The organism is Streptomyces sp. 2A115, from assembly GCF_052245575.1.
Lineage (GTDB): Bacteria > Actinomycetota > Actinomycetes > Streptomycetales > Streptomycetaceae > Streptomyces.
In genome coordinates, this window is record NZ_JBQQCG010000005.1 from 123,410 (window position 1) to 138,995 (window position 15,586).

The window sequence follows — 15,586 nt, forward strand, 5'->3', positions numbered from 1 at the left end:
CGGTGCCAGCACGATGTCGAAGCGCACCTTCGACCAGGTGCCGTCGATCGGCCGCCGTCAGGCGTGGGCGTCCCGGCCGGATGCTGCGCCGGTGGTCTTGCGATCAGCCTCGGTCATTCCCCATACGTTGGTGGCCTCCGAGCCGGCGTACGTCGTGGGCACCGCGATGATCGGCAGCCCCGTGGTCAGCGCGACCGCCTTCGCCAGCCCCGTGCTGGAGCCCCCACCCACCGCCACCAGCGCGTCCACGTCATGCGCCGCCGCCTCCCGCGCCCGGAACGCGACGTCCACCGGCACATGCATCGCGACCTCGTGGTGCCACACCACCACCGGCAGCCCCGCGGCGACCCGCTCGGACGACTCCTTCGCCGCCTCGGACGCGATCACCATCACCCGGGACGCCCCGAGTTCCCCGACCTCCTCGGCCAGTTGCCCAGCCGCCTCGCGCGAAGCGAACCGCACCCGCTGGGGCAGGGTGTCATGGACGAACTTCACCTGATTCTTGCGAGGATGCCCCGGCGTTCACGCCGGGGAGGAATCGCATCTCGAACCGGTGACGCGGAGCGTCACCGCGTCCGATGGTCGGGCACGGAGTGCCGACATGGCTGTCCGGTAAGTCGAAGACTTCGCACGCACGTGCGGACGGTCGCGAAGGTGGGTGAATGCGTGCGAAGTCCGCCCAGGCGTGCGATGCGCTGCCTAGGTTTGGGGTCGTGAAGCTGGTGGTGCAGGTGAAGCTGTTGCCGTCGCCGCAGCAGGCGGCGGTGTTGGAGGCGACCCTGCGCGCCTGCAACCGGGCCGCCGACCACGTCTCCCAGATTGCCTTCGAGACGGGTGTGAAGGACCGCAACGGCCTGCAGAAACTGGTCTATGCGGACATCAAGGCCGCGTTCGGGCTGTCGGCACAGCCCGCAGTGCGGGTGGTGAAGAAGGTCGCGGACGCCTATGGCGCGCTCGCGGCGAATCTGAAGGCGGGACGGCTGGGACGCCCGTCATCGACGCGGTACCGCAGGGCGGTCGGCTCGCCGGTCGGCTTCCGGCCGGAGGCGGCGCAGCCGTTCGACGACCGGTGCCTGTCCTGGCAGATGGACGCGCGCACGGTGTCGATCTGGACGGTGGACGGGCGGCTGCGCGGCATCCGCTACACCGGCTCGCCGGACCAGCTCAAGACACTGGCCGAGCACCGCAAGGGCGAATCCGACCTGGTCCAGCGGGACGGAAAGTGGTTCCTCGTCGCCACCTGCGACATCCCTGACCCGGAGGTCTATGAGCCGGTCGATTGGATCGGCGTGGATCGCGGCATCGTCAACCTCGCCACCACGTCCGACGGCACCAACTACCAGGGCCGCCGCCTGAGCCGCTACCGGCGCTGGCAGGCCCGCAAACGCGCCGAACTCCAGGCCAAACGCACCCGCTCGGCCACCCGCCGTTTGACCCGTCGTGCGAAGAAGGAGCAGCGTCATGCCACCCACCTGAACCACCGGATCAGCAAGGAGATCGTGTCCGTCGCGCAACGCACCGAACGCGGGATCGCCGTCGAGCAGCTCGACGGGATCCGCGAGCGGGTACGGCTTCGCCGCGACCAGCGGGCCACGCTCTCCTCCTGGCCGTTCCACCAGCTCGGACAGCACCTCGCCTACAAGGCCCGCCGGGCCGGGGTGCCATTCCTGGAAGTGGATCCGGCCTACACCTCGCAGCGCTGCCCGCGCTGCGGACACACCGAGTGGGCCAACCGGTCCACTCGGGACCACTTTTCCTGTCGTCGGTGCGGCCTCGCTGGGCCCGCCGACGTCGTCGCCGGGGTCAACGTGCGCAACCGCGCCCGCTCGGCGTGGGTGTTCGTCACCGCACCCGTCCCCGCACCGGCCCGAACGGGCCGGAACGTGGGGAGATGCGACCCGTGACCGTCCTGTCGTAGGGGACAGTCGGGAGCGCGACAAGGTGTGAACGACCGAGTACACATGCTCGGCCGTTCACGGCCGAGAAGGTGACCGGAAGAACCTCATGTCTCGTCCCAGGCCGCGTCGGCCTGCCAGTAGTCCATGCCGCTGGCGCTGACGCCGTGCCGCCACTGCGAGGTCCGCCGGAGCCGGGGTTCGACCTCGGCGGTGACCTCGTCCGCGGCGTCGGGGCCGTCTGCGGGCACCGCCCAGTGGACCCAGTTGAGCTCGCGGCCGTCGGCGTCGTAGGTGAACAGATCCACGTGGCGCCAGCCATGGCCGAAGGTGTCGTTGTAACAGGTCAGCGTCATCCGGCGGCTCTCGTCAGTCATGCACGACGATCGCGCATCCGCTTCCACGGGCATCGGCATCATCTCTTTCTGCCGGTCCTTCTGCCGGTCCTTCTGCGGCGACGAACCCGGGTGGTTCCCGGCCGCTTTCGAAGGTAGGACGGACGCCGTAGGTGTGGATATCGAGAATTCCTCGCCCGCCCTGGGGAATTCCCTTACGTAGTGATGCTCAGCGGAAGCGCGAAGCCGAACGTCGAGCCACCGCCGTCACGGTGCTCGCTCCAGATCCCCCCATGCTGGCGCGTGATGATCCGATGGCTCAGCGCCAGGCCGATCCCACTGCCACCGGGTTTCTCGGTGAAGGACTCGGTGAAGGGGTCCCGGCGCAGTCCGCGGCCACGATCGGCGACCGTGAACACACCCTCCCCACCACGGCTGCCGGTCCTGAGCTCGATCTGCCGGGACGATGCCTCGCACTCCGCCATTTCCTCGATCGCGTTGAAACAGAGGTTGAGGACGACCTGCCCGGTGAGAACACGCTCGCAGCGGACCGGGACCGGATGGTCGGCAAGGTCGAGCTTGACCCGGACTCCGGCGGGCTCGGCCCGCAACCGGATGAAGGGGAGGCATTCAGTGATCACATCGTTGAGCTCGACAACCTGCTCGACGTGCTCGAGATGCCCGACGAAGGCCCGCAGCGTGTTGACGATCGTCGCGGCTCGCTCGATCTGACGGCTCACGCTCTCCAGGCCGTACTCCAGTGGCCCGCCGTCCTCGGCGGCCAGCCGGCCGTTCGCCGCCAGGACCTCGGTGTGCGCCTGGATCCCGGCGATGAAGTTGCCGGCCGCGGCGAGCGGCTGGCCCAGCTCGTGGGCGATGGCCATGGCCATGTCCCCCATCACGTTGTAGCGCGCCAGATAGTTCTCGCGATGCTGCTCCAGTTCTCGCAGCGCATCCCCGCGCACCCGGTCGGAGACATCGTGCATGATCATCAGATAGGAGGCATCGGCCTGCTGCTCCGGCAGCCGTTCGACGCTGCCTTCCAGCCACACGGGGTGACTGTCCGGCTGCTTGATCTCGAGCCCGACCGGAACGATGGGGTCCGTTCCGGCCACGACGTCGGCCCAAGGCGCGGACTCCCCACGGACACGCAGGTCGGCGTACGACGCGAGCGGCCGGCCGGGGAGGCCGGAGTTGCCGGTGAGTCCGAGGTATCCGAGCGCGGTGTCGGTCGCCGAACGGATCACACCGGTCGCGTCGAGCATGAAGGCGACGGTCGAGGTGTGGCGCGTCAGCGTCTCGACGTACGACTCGGCCAGTCGCTGGTCCGCTTCGGACTGCCGCTCACGCTCGATGTCGCGATATTGCACCATGACCGCGGGTCCCTCGGCGAGCTCCACCCGGACCGCGACCGCGTCCGTCGGAATGAGACGCCCCGACTTGGACCGAAGGCGCCACTCCAGCCGGCTGGTTCCCTTGTCGATCGCCTCCTGGAGCCAGGCGCGCGCAACGATCCGGTCGTACTGCTGTGCCGCGCTGCTGATGTGGTTGGCGCGCAGCGGGAGGATCTCGTCAAGACTGAACTCGAGCATTGCGCACGCTGCCGGGTTCGCCCAGAGAATCCGCTTGGTCTTCGCGTCGTGGACGATCGTGCAGACGTCCGAGGCATTCATCAACGCGACCAGGTCGGAGTCCACCAGCATGCCGTCAGCGTATGTGGCGCAGGCGCGACGCCGCCATGCGGAGCAGCCTGTCCGGACTGAAGGAATTCCCTAAGTCCGGCGAGGCATTCCCGATTGGCGCGAAACTCCTCGTTCCTTAGCGTCGATGGCACCGATCCAGACGAGGAGTAAACCTGTCATGTCGCAGACCCCCGAGGCGGCGCCCTCCGCGACCTGGGACTCGGTGCTGGCCGAGCTGGCCGAGCGTCGCGAGGAGTTCCACGCCCAGGGCTACGTACCGCGCGACTTCATCGAGAAGCTCAAGCCGCTGGGCGTGTACAGGGCCGCGGCACCGAAGCGGTTCGGTGGCGAGCCGCTCCCGCCCGCGGAGTTTATTGGGATCGTCGAGCGGATCGCCAAGGTCGACGGCTCGGCGGGCTGGGTGGTGGCCTTCGCCTCCGCCCTGACGTACCTGGGAGGTCTGCCGATCGATACCCAGGCCGAGATCTACCGGGGCGGCCCCGACATGGTGTTCGCCGGTGGTCTCTTTCCGATGCAGCCGGCCGCCGAGACCGCGAAGGGGTTCCTGGTGGACGGCCGGTGGAAGTTCGCCAGCGGCTGCATGGGCGCCGATCTGATCGGCGTCGGTCTCCTTGACGAGGCGTCCGAGGGCAAGCCCCGTGTGGCGCTGTTCCACAGGTCGCAGGTGGAGATCGTCCAGGACTGGGACGTCACGGGCATGCGTGCCTCCGGGTCGTTCGACGTCGTCGTGCGCGATGTCGAAGTACCCCGCGAGTGGACCTTTGTCCGCGGCGGCCCGTCCACCATCGACGAGCCACTCTTCCGCTACCCGCTCATCGGATTCCAGGCCCAGGTCCACGCGGCCGTCGGCCTCGGCGTCGCCCAGGCCGCGCTCGAGTTCGTACAGCAGGCCGGCGCCCGGACCGGGGTCACCGGAGCCCCGCCGATGGCGGACAGGGCCTACTACCGCACCAATTTCGCCAAGGCCTACGCCGCGCTCCACTCGGCCCGTGCCTTCTACTACGACGTAGCCCACGAGGTCTGGCAGACGGTCCTCACCGGAGATGACGTGAGCCCGCGACAGCTCGCCCGGATCCGGCTGTCATCGGCCAACATCGCCGACGTCTCCGCGCAGGTCGTCCACGATCTTTGCGGGATCTCCGGCGCGGGGATCATCAACAACAGTCACCCGCTGCAGCGGCTGCGCCAGGACGCTCATGTCCCGCAGCTCCACGCCACCCTCGGCCAGGCGGTCTACGACGGCGCCGGTGCCCTCCTGATGGGCCGGCCGTCCACCATCCCGGGCTTCCCGTAAATCGTCCCGTCCACCCGGAACTGGAGGTAACCCGGTGACTGCCGAGTTCACCGCAGAGAACGTCCACGACCTCGCGCCGGCCGACCTGGTCCTCAGCGACCGCGTCGCAGGGCGGATGTACACCGATCCAGAGATCTTCGAGCAGGAGATGACGAAGATCTTCGAGGGCACCTGGGTCTGGGTGGCTCATGACAGCGAGCTGCCGAAGGCGGGCAGTTTCAAGTCGACCTACGTCGGCCGGCAGCCCGTCATCGTGACCAGGGACCGCAAGGGGAACATAAACACGCTGCTCAACCGGTGCCGCCATCGTGGCGCCAGTATCTGCGAACGGAAGCAGGGCAATGCCAACGGCTTCACCTGTCCCTACCACGCCTGGTCGTACGGCCTGGACGGCAGGCTGCGCGGCATCCCCTACCCCGACGGCTACGAGGGCGTCATGGAGAAGGAGGGCATGGGGCTGAAGAAGCTCCGCACCGAGTCCTACGGGGGGATGATCTTCGCCACGTTCAACGACGAGGCAGAGCCGCTCGGGGAGTTCCTCGGCGACGTCAGGTTCTGGATCGACCGGTTCATGAAGCAGGGCGGCGGCTACCCGGTCAAGGTGCTGGGCACCCACAGATTCACGTTCCGCGGCAACTGGAAGATCCAGCTCGAAAACACCACTGACGGCTACCACTTCCCGATCGTGCACCGCTCGTGGATGGCCTCGGTCGACTCCGAGACCGCCGACATGATGTCCTTCATGACCGACCCCGCGGCGATCACCCACGACCTCGGCAACGGTCACAGCGTCATGCAGATGGTGCCCGAGCACTCCGATCTCGACGCCGACGACGGCACCGAGCCTCTGCAGCCCCGCTTCGACGGCCTGGTAGCCGAGCTGCGGGCCACCGGACTCGACGACGCCGCGATCCGCAGGCTGGTGCGCGCCGTTCACGGCACCGGCTTCAATCTCAATCTTTTCCCGAACGTGTCGATGTCGATCGCGTTCTTCCGGGTGCTGCGCCCGATATCGGTCGACGAGACCTGGATCGAGCACGTCGCGCTCGGAGCCGACGGCCCACCGGAGATCGTCGGACCGGTCAACCGCGAGCGGTTGCGGGCCCACGAGCACTTCCAGGGACCATTCGGCTTCGGCACCCCCGACGACGCCGAGGGCTGGGACCGGGTCCAGCGGGGCGCGCAAGCTGCTCCGGAGATGCCGATCATGGTCAACCGGGGCCTGTCCCGCGAGACGAAGAGCCCGGAAGGCTGGCCGACGTCCCACGTCACCGACGAGACCGGCATGCGCTCGGCATACAGCATGTGGAAGCGGATGATGAGCGATGACTGACACGTTGCCAGGGAAGAGCACCCGCCTGCCGTTGCTGGCCGACCCGCGTGTGGCGCGCGCGATCGAGCTGGTCTGGAACGAGGCCGATCTGCTCGACCGCAAGGAGTACGACGCGTGGCAGGCCCTCTACACCGAGGACGGCCACTACGTCATCCCGATCGATCCGGAGACCGATGACTTCGCGAACACCCTCAACATGGTCTACGACGACGCGCGGATGCGGCGGATGCGCGTCACCCGGATGACCGAGGGCCACGCCATCGCCGCGGTGGATGCCGCGCGCACCATCCGGACGGTCTCGCGGTTCGTGCCGACCGAGGTCTTCGACCATGAGGTCACGCTCCGGTCGGCGCAGGTCGTCGTCGCGTACAAGCGGGGCCGGCATGACCTGTGGGCGGCCGAGGTCACTCACCGGATCCGGCTCTCGGAGTACGGCGACCGGATCGCGCTGAAAGCGGTCCGTCTCGTCGACTGCGAGGACACCGTGCCGGCAGCGGGATTCCTGCTGTGAGCGTCGTCGTCCGGATCGCCGAGGTGGCGCGGGAAACCCCGGAGATCCGGACCCTGCGACTGGTTCGCGAGGACGGTGAGCCGTTCACGCCTTACCTGGCGGGCGCGCACATCGACGTGACCGGTCCCACCGGCGTGCTGCGGCAGTACTCCCTGTGCGGTCCTCCGGGCGAACCGTCGTCCTTGCTCATCGCGGTCAAGCGGGAGCCACGGTCGCGGGGCGGCTCGGTCGCCCTGCACAAGGTCGCCACGGGCGACCGCCTCACGATCAGCGAACCGCGCAGCCTGATCACGTCGGCCGAGGGTGCCGACCGGCACGTTCTGGTCGCGGGCGGGATCGGAGTCACCCCGCTGCTGAGCATGGCCTATGAACTGCACGCCAGAGGCGCGGAGTTCGAGTTGCACTACTTCGCGCGCTCACGGGGGGAAGCCGCCTTCGTCGACCTGCTGGAGAATCGCGTCGAGTTCGGTGACCGGGTGTGTCTGCACTTCGGCGTGGAGCGAGGGGACCAGCCTGCGGTCCTCGCCGAGGCTGCCCCCGGTCTGACGTCGGCCGGCCACGTCTACGTCTGCGGCCCACACGGCTTCATGGACCAGGTGGTCTCGGTCTTCGCGCCGGTGGTCGGCGCCGACCACGTTCACGTCGAGCACTTCGTCGCCACGGAGAGCGACACGAGAGCAGACCAGCCGTTCATGGTCGAGCTCGACACCGGCGAGGTCTTCGAGATCCCCGCCGACACGTCGATCCTGCGGGTGCTGACCGAGAACGGCATCGAGGTCTCCAAGTCCTGCGAGGAAGGCGTCTGCGGCTCGTGCGTGTCCGGGGTTCTGGAAGGTGTCCCGGACCACCGCGACAACTGCCTCTCCGCTGCTGACAAAGCATCGGGCACACAGATGGCCCTGTGCGTCTCCCGGGCCCTGTCCGAAAGGCTCGTCATCGAGCTCTATTGAGGCTTTGCCGACGGACCAGTCGGGCGAGTAACGGGCACGTTAAAGTTCGGTCACCGAAACCGGGTCTGGCCAGGAGTTTTCCTGTCTTTGGCTCCCTGGACACAGGGCGTGGGGGCACTCACAATCTGTTTTATCCGTAGGGTCGACGCAAGGGGCTCAGATGTCCGCGAGTACGCGACAAATTCCCGGAGGTGCCGGGCCGGAGTCTCTGGGCTCCGTGGGCTTCGAAACGCCGAGCGATGAACCCCACACTCCATCGGTGCTGGGCAAGGCCCATCTCCTGCTGGGAGCCTTCGCATCCGATGCCCCATCACTGGGCCTGACCGAGCTCAGCCGCCGTTCGGGCGTCCGCAAGGCCACGGTGCACCGGCTGGCGACGGAGTTGGTGCAGCTCGGGTACCTGACACGGACAGCCGGCGGTTACCAGCTCGGCTGGCGCATCTTCGAGCTGGGACAACTCGTGCCGGGGCCGGCCGGCCTTCGCAGCGTCGCGCGACCGGCGCTGATCGACCTGCGCACCGCTACCAAGTCGGTGATCCACCTTGCGGTGCCGCATGGAGTCGACTGCGTCTACCTCGAACGGCTCGGCGGCCGTCGGGAGGCGCGGGTCCTGACGGCCGTAGGCACGACAGTGCCGAGCTGGCTCACCGCCTCGGGAAGGATCTTCCTGGCGCACCGCGAGGACCGGAACGATATTCTCGCGGCGCTCGACGAGGCCGCCCTGGCGCCGCTGGCGCCGCACGGTATCGGGGACGTCTCGCAATTCATCGCGCACTTGGAAATGATTCGCAAGCGCCGCTGGGCCGACGAACAGCAGCAGTGCGTCCAGGGCTTCAAGACTTTCGCGGTCCCGATCATGTACGGCGCGAGCGACCGCGTCATCTCCGCGGTCTCGGCGACGATGCCGGTCGAGCGCTGCGACGATCAGCGGATCGTCCATGCCCTGTGGGCTGCCGCGGCCGACATCAGCCGCAGCCTTCATGGGCCCGTTGCAGCCCTGCATGACGACTCGCCCTATTGGACCAAGCTCGTCGGTTGAGCGCGGGGATGGCCGTGCGGCGGCTGACCAGCTTCTTCATCGTCCCTGCGAGCAGCACCACGCCAACCGCAGCAAGGCTAAGGAATTTTCCTAGGCGGCCGGGCAAAGCTCCGATTGTCGGCCGATCGTGGCACTCGTAGCGTGAGAGCACCGCCGAACTGTACGCCGGCTACCGGACGTTCTCCTTCGCCGCCGACCTGCTGTCGGTGCGCATCCTCGGCGTGCGCATCAGCGCGCGAGCAGCAGGGAGTCCGGCCCTTGACCGCCTTATCGCGCCCGGACACACGGAGTTCCGGCCGAATCAACGCCTGCCTCGCGGTCGAAATCTCCGCGTTCGGTGGCCGAACTGTGTGACCACACCGCAAAGGAGCAATCCGTGACCGTCGTAGAAACCGATCAGCCCCCCTCCCAGGACGAATTCCGGGAGGGAATGGCGCACTTGGCCGCAGCCGTCAACATCATGACGACCGACGGTCCCAGCGGTCGCTGCGGCATCACCGTCAGCGCGGTCTGCTCGGTGACCGACGACCCACCGACCGTGCTGGTCTGCCTCAACCGCGAGAGCGCCATGCACGATGTGTTCAAGGCCAACAGCCGCGTCTGCGTCAACGTTCTGGGTGGCGGCCAGCAGGAGCTGGCGATGCACTTCGCCGGGGCGACGAAGGTCCCCATGGCCGAACGGTTCACCTGGGACATCTGGGATCTCGACCAGAAAGTGCCGGTCCTGAGGGACGCGCTGGTGACCGTGATCGGGGTGGTGAAGGACTGCAAGCGACTGGGGTCGCACAGCGTGCTGTTCGTGGAGATCGAACGGGTGCGCACCCGCAGGGGCGGCCAGAGCCTGGTCTACTTCAATCGCAGCTTCCACCGCCTGGGCTCCGGCTCGCCCGCGGCCCGCTGATGGACGCGATCACGGAAGCGATCGAGGTCGCGCTGCGGCGCGTCGAGGCGACCGAGGCGACGATACTGGCCTGGACACTGGTGGACGCACCGGGGGCGCGCGCGGCGGCCGAACGGGCCCCGGACGGGCCGCTGCGGGGCCTGCCGTTCGGCGTCAAGGACATCATTGACGTCGCCGGGCTGCCCACCGAGTGCGGGTCGCCGCTGCGGCGCGGGCGGATCGCCACCGACGACGCCTGGCTGGTGGAGGCCCTGCGCCGGGCCGGAGCCGTACCGCTCGGCAAGACGGTCACCACCGAGTTCGCATACTTCCAACCTGGTCCGACCCGCAATCCCCACGACGTGACCCGGACTCCGGGAGGATCCTCCAGCGGCTCGGCGGCCGCGGTCGCGGCGGGCATGGTGCCGCTGGCGCTCGGCTCGCAGACGGCCGGCTCGCTGACCCGGCCCGCGTCGTACTGCGGCGTCGCCGGATATGTCGCCCCCGTCGGAACCTGGTCCACCCGGGGGATCACCGGGCTCAGCCCGAGTCTGGACGCGCCGGGGCTGATGACCCCCACGGTCGCTGACCTCGCGGCGGCGATCGCGGCCGTCGACGGCACGACGATCGACGCCACCGATCGGCCACGGGTGCTGCTCTGGCGCGGCACCGAACTCGCCGACATCGCCCCCTCCATGCGCGACGCCCTGGACCACACTCGCCGTGTGCTGCTCGAAACCGGAGCGGAGATCGGCGACTTGGACATCCGCACGCCCGAACTGGCCGAGGCACACGCCGTTGTCATGGCCTACGAAGCCGCCCGCTCGCTGGCCGCCGAGTCCGAGCAGCCCTCCGCGTTGAGCGAGCCCCTGCGAGAGCTGCTGGAACAGGGGCGGCGGACGCCCCACGCCGCCTACCGGACGGCCCTGAAGACCGCCATCACGGCCCGCACCCGGGTTCTGGACATGCTCACGGATGTCGACGCCATCCTCGGGGCGGCCGCCCCTGGCCCCGCGCCCCGCGGTCTCCAGGCCACCGGTTCGCCCGTTCTCAGCCGCCCTTGGCAGCTGCTCGGGCTGCCCGCCGTGACCGTCCCCGGCCATCGCGACGCGTCCGGCATGCCGCTCGGCCTGCAACTCCTCGGCCACCCCGACCGCGTGGGCCGACTACTCCACGTCGCCCGCTGCGTCGAGGCACTCGCCGGACTCCGCCGCGGTACATGACGGCAGATTTTGTGACGGTCCGGTCACCGGACCCGGCCCTGCGGCCCGCCGGACCGCGACCCTACGGTTCGACGAACTCCCGCACCGCACCGCGCCGCAGCCATCAGCCCCGGGCCCCAGCCCCAGTCCTATCGAGGTCCTCATGAGAACACCGCTCATCGCCTGGCGTGCCGTCGTGGCCGCCATCGCACTCACCATGACCATGTCCGCCTGTAGTTCCGCCTCGACCGACTCCGTCGGTACCGGGGCGAACGCGGCCAGTCCCGAGGTACGGATCGGGGTCGGCATCGACGCCTCGTACGCCCCCCTCTTCCTGGCCGACGAGAAAGGCCTGTTCGAGAAAGCGGGCGTCAACGTCAAGCTCGTGCAGTTCGGCAGCGGCGGTGAGGCCGCCGACGCGTTCGCCGGTGGCCAGGTCCAGTTCGCCGGCCTCTCGGACGTGACGACGATCGGCCGGCTCCCGCAGAACCCGGATATGCGCGCCCTGCTGCTCTACCAGGTGGACGACAAGTACCTGAAGGTCGTGGAGAGAAAGGGCGTGAGCGATGCGAAGCAGATCAAGAAGATGGCCATCGTGCCCGGCGTCTCGCAGCTCGCCGCGATTCGGTTTCTGGAGTCCAAGAACATCGACCCGAAGTCGGTGAAGTTCGTGACCGCGGCTCCGCCGGAGATCCCGGCCCTGCTGCAGAAGGGCGACGTCGACGCATTCGTCCTGTGGGAGCCGTGGCCCACTAAGGCCGTCGAGCTCGGCGGGAAGATCGCCGAGACCACCGGTGACTTCGGCGTGCTGCCCGTTCACTGGCTCGTCACGGGTGCCAAGTGGCTGAAGGGCAACCAGGACACCGCCGCCAAGGTCGCCAAAGCCATCGAGGAGGCCGCGACGATGACCGAGCAGGACCCGCAGGCGGCGGCGCAGGCCACGCAGAAGGCCACGAAGATCCCTGCCGCACAGACCCTGACCGCGATCAAGGAAATCCAGTTCGGGGCCCGCGGCTTCACGGCGGCGGACCTCAAGGGCTACGAGTCCACCGCACAGTTCTACGTGGACACCGACACGGCGAAGTCGGTGGCGGACGTGGAGACCGCCGTTCTCCAGAACTGGTTCACCGAGCATGTCGGCAAGTGAGGAACCCATGACCATCGAGATGGAACGGCAGGCCGCACGCGGCGCTCCCACGAGCATCGACGGTGTGGGCATCCGCTTCGGCTCCTACCAGGCCGTCGACGGCATATCCCTCGACATCGCCGCGGGCGAGTTCCTGTGCCTGCTCGGACCGAGCGGCTGCGGCAAGTCGACGCTGCTGTCGGCGCTGGCCGGCTTCATCCCTGCAACGTCCGGCACCATCACCGTCGACGGGGCGCCGGTCGACGGGCCGTCGCCCGACCGGGGCATGGTCTTTCAGAACAGCGACGCGCTCTTCGATTGGCTGACGGTGCGGCAGAACGTCGCGTTCGGCCCCCGCGTGCGCGGCCTGTCGCGCAAGGAACAGGCATCGCTGGCTGACGAATACATCGGCCTGGTCGGCCTGCGCAAGTTCGCCGACCGGCTCCCCGCCCAGCTCTCCGGCGGCATGCGGCAGCGCGTGCAGATCGCGCGGGTCCTGGCGAACAAGCCGCCGATCGTGCTGATGGACGAGCCGTTCGGCGCGCTCGACGCGCAGACCCGACACGTCATGCAGGCCGAGATGGACCGCATCTGGCGGGAGTCCGGCTGCACCGTGGTGTTCGTCACCCACGACATCGACGAGGCCGTCATCCTCGCCGACCGGATCGCGGTCATGACCGCGGGACCGGCGGCCTCGATCAAGAGCGTCTACCGCGTGGACCTGCCCCGGCCGCGCGACGAGACCTCTCCGGAGGCGATCGCGCTGCACCAGAAACTGCGACGCGACATCAGACAGGAGGTCCGTACCGCCATGCGCCAGCAGGGATTCGACCAGGACCCGGAGAGCGGGGAGGAGAAGGGATGACGAGCAAGACAACCCCGGCCGATGCCGCCCAGGCGACCGAGCGCCGGAGGGAACGGCGATCGCGCACGGCGTCCGGCCTGCCCCGGACGGTGGGCCTGTACCTGGTCTCCGTCGCCATCGGCGTGGTGGTCTGGCAGCTCCTCGCGATGCGCTACGGCGCGGCACTGGTCGCCTCGCCGAAGGCGACATTGATCGCCGCCAAGGACCTCACCGCGGACGGCACCCTGCCGAACTCCGTCATCGCGTCGGGGCGCCGCATCCTGATCGGATGGGGGCTCGGGGTGGTCGTCGGTGTACCGGTGGGTCTGCTCATGGGGCTCCTGCCGGTGGTCCGGCAACTCCTGGACCCCTACATCGAGTTCTTCCGCTTCATCCCGCCGGTCGCTTTCGTGACGCTGGCGGTCGTGTGGCTGGGCATCGGGGAGGCGTCGAAGGTCGTGCTGATCTTCTACACGTCCGTCTTCATCGTCACGCTGAACACCATCGCCGGCGTTCTCTCGGTCGGCGAGTCGAAGCTCCGCGCCGCGGGCAGCCTGGGCGCGAGCCGGTGGCAGGTGATGCGCCTGGTCGTGCTGCCGGCCACGGTGCCGCACATCGTCACCGGCGCCCGCCTGGCCATGGGCAACAGCTTCCTGACCATCGTCTCGGCCGAGATCGTGGCGGCTCAGGTCGGCCTCGGGGCGCTGATCTGGACCTCACGCAACTACGGCCGCATCGACTGGGTGTTCGTCGGCATCATCACGCTCGGCGTCCTCGGGTTCGTGTTCGACCGGGTGCTGCGCATCGTGGCCTCGCGGGGGCTGCGGCGGTACGGGGTCAAGCTGTGACCACGGGGACCTCCCGCGCTCTGGTCCTGGACCGCTTCGGGTCGCCGCCGCGGACGCTGAGACGGCCCCTGCCGACCCGGGCGGCGCGCGAGACACTGCTCCGTGTGCTCGCCGCCCAGGTGGGCCACCTGGACCTGAACGTCCTGGACGGCCACTTCGGCATCCTGCCCTCGCTCCCGTTCGTCCCGGGTACGGAGGCCTGCGGCACGGTCGTGGCATCGGACGTCCACCCGGAGGGGACGCTCGTCCGGGTGCGCGGGGCGGGACTGGGGCTCAGCCGTGACGGCGGCTGGGCCGAGCACGCCGTCGCTGCGGACCGGGCCGTCGTCCCGGTGCCGCCGGGCACGGATCCCGCGTTGGCCTGCTGCTTCTTCTCGGCGGCGGGGTCGGCGTGGGCGGCCGTGCACGATGTGGCCGCGATCTGTGAGGGGGAGCGCGTCCTGGTGACGGGCGCGGCCGGAGCCGTCGGTTGCCTGGTGGTCCAGCTGGCCCTGCGGGCGGGCGCCGAGGTGATCGGCGTCGTCGGGCGGCAGGCCAAGCTCGCGCATGTCCCCGCCGGGGCGAAGGCGGTCCTGGCCGGCGACCTGTCGGCGGATGCGGTGGGCGGGCCCGCCGACGCGCTTGTCGACACTGTCGGCGGATCAGTGCTGCCCGCCGCGCTGAAACTCGTCAGGCCGGGCGGAAGGGCCGCCCTGATCGGCTACTCGGCGGGGCGGGAGCTCACGGTGGACCTGGCCGACTTCCTGCTCGCCGACGTCCCGCTGCTGCCGGTCAGCATGATGTCGCGCGCCGTGGACCTCACTCCGGTCGGCGACCGCCTCCTGGCCGAGATCGCGTCGGGGGAGCTGAACCTGCCCATCGAGCGATACGCCCTCGATCACCTGGAGACGGCCGTCGAACGGCTTCGAACAGGATCGGTGATCGGCAAGGTCGCGCTGACGATGGAGTGATCTCTTCGCCGGAGGGTGTCTGAGAGGGCATTTGATCTAGACGTATTGCCCTGTATGCCCTAGTGGGTTCCTCGCCAGGTTGGCGTGGTCTCGCCTGTTATGCGCTTGGCGAGGTTGTCGATCGACGCGATGTGGATCATGGCCACGGAGCTGGCGGGCAGGTCTCGTAGCGGGTGAGACGGCGATGCATCGTGATCCATCCGATACTCCGCTCCACTACCCAGCCGGCGGGCCCGCAAGGCCGCGGGTGATGAACGACGCGCCACACCGGACTCCGAAGAGCGAGGCTCTTGCCGTCCGCTGCGAAGTCGCTGTCGCAGACGGTGCGGATGCCGCAGCGCCGCAAAAGCGGCAGCTCCAGGCGATGGTGAGGGTGCTGGCCTGGCTGGCGGACCGAGGGAGCGGCGGGGCATAGGTGCGGTCACTACGAGAGGCCGCCACGCACGAAGCCGTCATGGAGGCGTGTGCTCCCTGAACAGCTCGTATGGCAGAGCTGACGGAAGTGCTTGCTGCCGGCATCTCCGTACCGTTCGGACCTGTGCACGTCGCCATGCGGGTCCCTAAACCGCTGCGGCACGCCCCTCACCTGCGGCAATGTCACGTCCGGGCCTGTTGTGGATGAGGGGTGATCTTCCTCGGCGGCTGACTTGCTGCACTAGAGGTAGTCCCGCAGGCG

At 68.8% G+C, this 15,586-nt stretch carries 15 protein-coding genes and 1 pseudogene; 12 read left to right on the forward strand and 4 right to left on the reverse strand.

Features of this window, described 5'->3' with window-relative positions:
- Positions 1-57 precede the first annotated feature (57 nt).
- A complete protein-coding gene (locus ACTWQR_RS06665; RefSeq protein WP_443225968.1) occupies positions 58-495 on the reverse strand; it encodes an iron-containing alcohol dehydrogenase in 438 nt (145 codons plus the stop codon).
- A 218-nt stretch (positions 496-713) separates the two neighbouring features.
- Between ACTWQR_RS06665 and ACTWQR_RS06670 the strand changes: the two genes are divergently transcribed.
- Positions 714-1,904, forward strand: a complete 1,191-nt coding sequence (locus ACTWQR_RS06670) for an RNA-guided endonuclease InsQ/TnpB family protein (protein ID WP_443225969.1) — start codon at positions 714-716, stop codon at positions 1,902-1,904.
- 98 nt (positions 1,905-2,002) lie between these two features.
- On the opposite strand, the gene ACTWQR_RS06675 is transcribed toward ACTWQR_RS06670, so the two are convergent.
- Both ACTWQR_RS06675 and ACTWQR_RS06680 read right to left on the reverse strand, forming a co-directional pair.
- On the reverse strand, positions 2,003-2,272 hold the full coding sequence (locus ACTWQR_RS06675; RefSeq protein WP_443225970.1) for a hypothetical protein: 270 nt from the start codon (positions 2,270-2,272) through the stop codon (positions 2,003-2,005).
- Positions 2,273-2,445: 173 nt separating this feature from the next.
- Positions 2,446-3,933 carry a PAS domain-containing sensor histidine kinase gene (locus tag ACTWQR_RS06680; protein WP_443225971.1) on the reverse strand — a complete coding sequence of 496 codons (1,488 nt, stop codon included), beginning with the start codon at positions 3,931-3,933 and terminating at the stop codon, positions 2,446-2,448.
- Positions 3,934-4,090: 157 nt separating this feature from the next.
- Here ACTWQR_RS06680 and ACTWQR_RS06685 point away from each other — a divergent pair, with 157 nt between their 5' ends.
- From ACTWQR_RS06685 to ACTWQR_RS06735, 11 genes are all read left to right on the forward strand, one after another.
- Positions 4,091-5,227: an acyl-CoA dehydrogenase family protein gene (locus ACTWQR_RS06685; protein WP_443225972.1), complete on the forward strand. Its 1,137-nt coding sequence runs from the start codon at positions 4,091-4,093 to the stop codon at positions 5,225-5,227.
- A 34-nt stretch (positions 5,228-5,261) separates the two neighbouring features.
- Positions 5,262-6,560: an aromatic ring-hydroxylating oxygenase subunit alpha gene (locus tag ACTWQR_RS06690; protein WP_443225973.1), complete on the forward strand. Its 1,299-nt coding sequence runs from the start codon at positions 5,262-5,264 to the stop codon at positions 6,558-6,560.
- Entirely contained in the window at positions 6,553-7,071 is a 519-nt protein-coding gene (locus ACTWQR_RS06695) for an aromatic-ring-hydroxylating dioxygenase subunit beta (protein ID WP_443225974.1), read from the forward strand. The genes ACTWQR_RS06690 and ACTWQR_RS06695 overlap by 8 nt, the downstream gene beginning before the upstream one ends.
- The gene (locus tag ACTWQR_RS06700) at positions 7,068-8,021 is read left to right on the forward strand and encodes a PDR/VanB family oxidoreductase (protein WP_443225975.1); all 954 of its coding nucleotides are present in this window, start codon (positions 7,068-7,070) and stop codon (positions 8,019-8,021) included. The genes ACTWQR_RS06695 and ACTWQR_RS06700 overlap by 4 nt, the downstream gene beginning before the upstream one ends.
- A gap of 259 nt (positions 8,022-8,280) precedes the next feature.
- Positions 8,281-9,060 carry an IclR family transcriptional regulator gene (locus ACTWQR_RS06705; protein ID WP_443225976.1) on the forward strand — a complete coding sequence of 260 codons (780 nt, stop codon included), beginning with the start codon at positions 8,281-8,283 and terminating at the stop codon, positions 9,058-9,060.
- 376 nt (positions 9,061-9,436) lie between these two features.
- On the forward strand, positions 9,437-9,961 hold the full coding sequence (locus ACTWQR_RS06710) for a flavin reductase (protein WP_443225977.1): 525 nt from the start codon (positions 9,437-9,439) through the stop codon (positions 9,959-9,961).
- Positions 9,961-11,163, forward strand: a complete 1,203-nt coding sequence (locus ACTWQR_RS06715; RefSeq protein WP_443225978.1) for an amidase — start codon at positions 9,961-9,963, stop codon at positions 11,161-11,163. The genes ACTWQR_RS06710 and ACTWQR_RS06715 overlap by 1 nt, the downstream gene beginning before the upstream one ends.
- Before the next feature lie 142 nt (positions 11,164-11,305).
- Positions 11,306-12,289, forward strand: a complete 984-nt coding sequence (locus ACTWQR_RS06720; RefSeq protein WP_443225979.1) for an ABC transporter substrate-binding protein — start codon at positions 11,306-11,308, stop codon at positions 12,287-12,289.
- 7 nt (positions 12,290-12,296) lie between these two features.
- A complete protein-coding gene (locus tag ACTWQR_RS06725) occupies positions 12,297-13,133 on the forward strand; it encodes an ABC transporter ATP-binding protein (RefSeq protein WP_443225980.1) in 837 nt (278 codons plus the stop codon).
- The gene (locus tag ACTWQR_RS06730; protein WP_443225981.1) at positions 13,130-13,960 is read left to right on the forward strand and encodes an ABC transporter permease; all 831 of its coding nucleotides are present in this window, start codon (positions 13,130-13,132) and stop codon (positions 13,958-13,960) included. The genes ACTWQR_RS06725 and ACTWQR_RS06730 overlap by 4 nt, the downstream gene beginning before the upstream one ends.
- Entirely contained in the window at positions 13,957-14,910 is a 954-nt protein-coding gene (locus ACTWQR_RS06735; RefSeq protein WP_443225982.1) for a quinone oxidoreductase family protein, read from the forward strand. The genes ACTWQR_RS06730 and ACTWQR_RS06735 overlap by 4 nt, the downstream gene beginning before the upstream one ends.
- Before the next feature lie 59 nt (positions 14,911-14,969).
- Here the strand turns inward: ACTWQR_RS06735 and ACTWQR_RS06740 are convergent.
- Positions 14,970-15,133 (reverse strand): annotated as a pseudogene (locus ACTWQR_RS06740) (IS5/IS1182 family transposase); the annotation flags it as partial.
- Positions 15,134-15,586: the final 453 nt, after the last annotated feature.

Bases quoted from the DNA above. Each gene is read 5' to 3' on its own strand.
- ACTWQR_RS06675 (WP_443225970.1), bottom strand. From the start codon at position 2,272: ATGACTGACGAGAGCCGCCGGATGACGCTGACCTGTTACAACGACACC.
- ACTWQR_RS06680 (WP_443225971.1), bottom strand. From the start codon at position 3,933: ATGCTGGTGGACTCCGACCTGGTCGCGTTGATGAATGCCTCGGACGTC.
- ACTWQR_RS06685 (WP_443225972.1), top strand. From the start codon at position 4,091: ATGTCGCAGACCCCCGAGGCGGCGCCCTCCGCGACCTGGGACTCGGTG.
- ACTWQR_RS06695 (WP_443225974.1), top strand. From the start codon at position 6,553: ATGACTGACACGTTGCCAGGGAAGAGCACCCGCCTGCCGTTGCTGGCC.
- ACTWQR_RS06715 (WP_443225978.1), top strand. From the start codon at position 9,961: ATGGACGCGATCACGGAAGCGATCGAGGTCGCGCTGCGGCGCGTCGAG.
- ACTWQR_RS06720 (WP_443225979.1), top strand. From the start codon at position 11,306: ATGAGAACACCGCTCATCGCCTGGCGTGCCGTCGTGGCCGCCATCGCA.
- ACTWQR_RS06725 (WP_443225980.1), top strand. From the start codon at position 12,297: ATGACCATCGAGATGGAACGGCAGGCCGCACGCGGCGCTCCCACGAGC.
- ACTWQR_RS06730 (WP_443225981.1), top strand. From the start codon at position 13,130: ATGACGAGCAAGACAACCCCGGCCGATGCCGCCCAGGCGACCGAGCGC.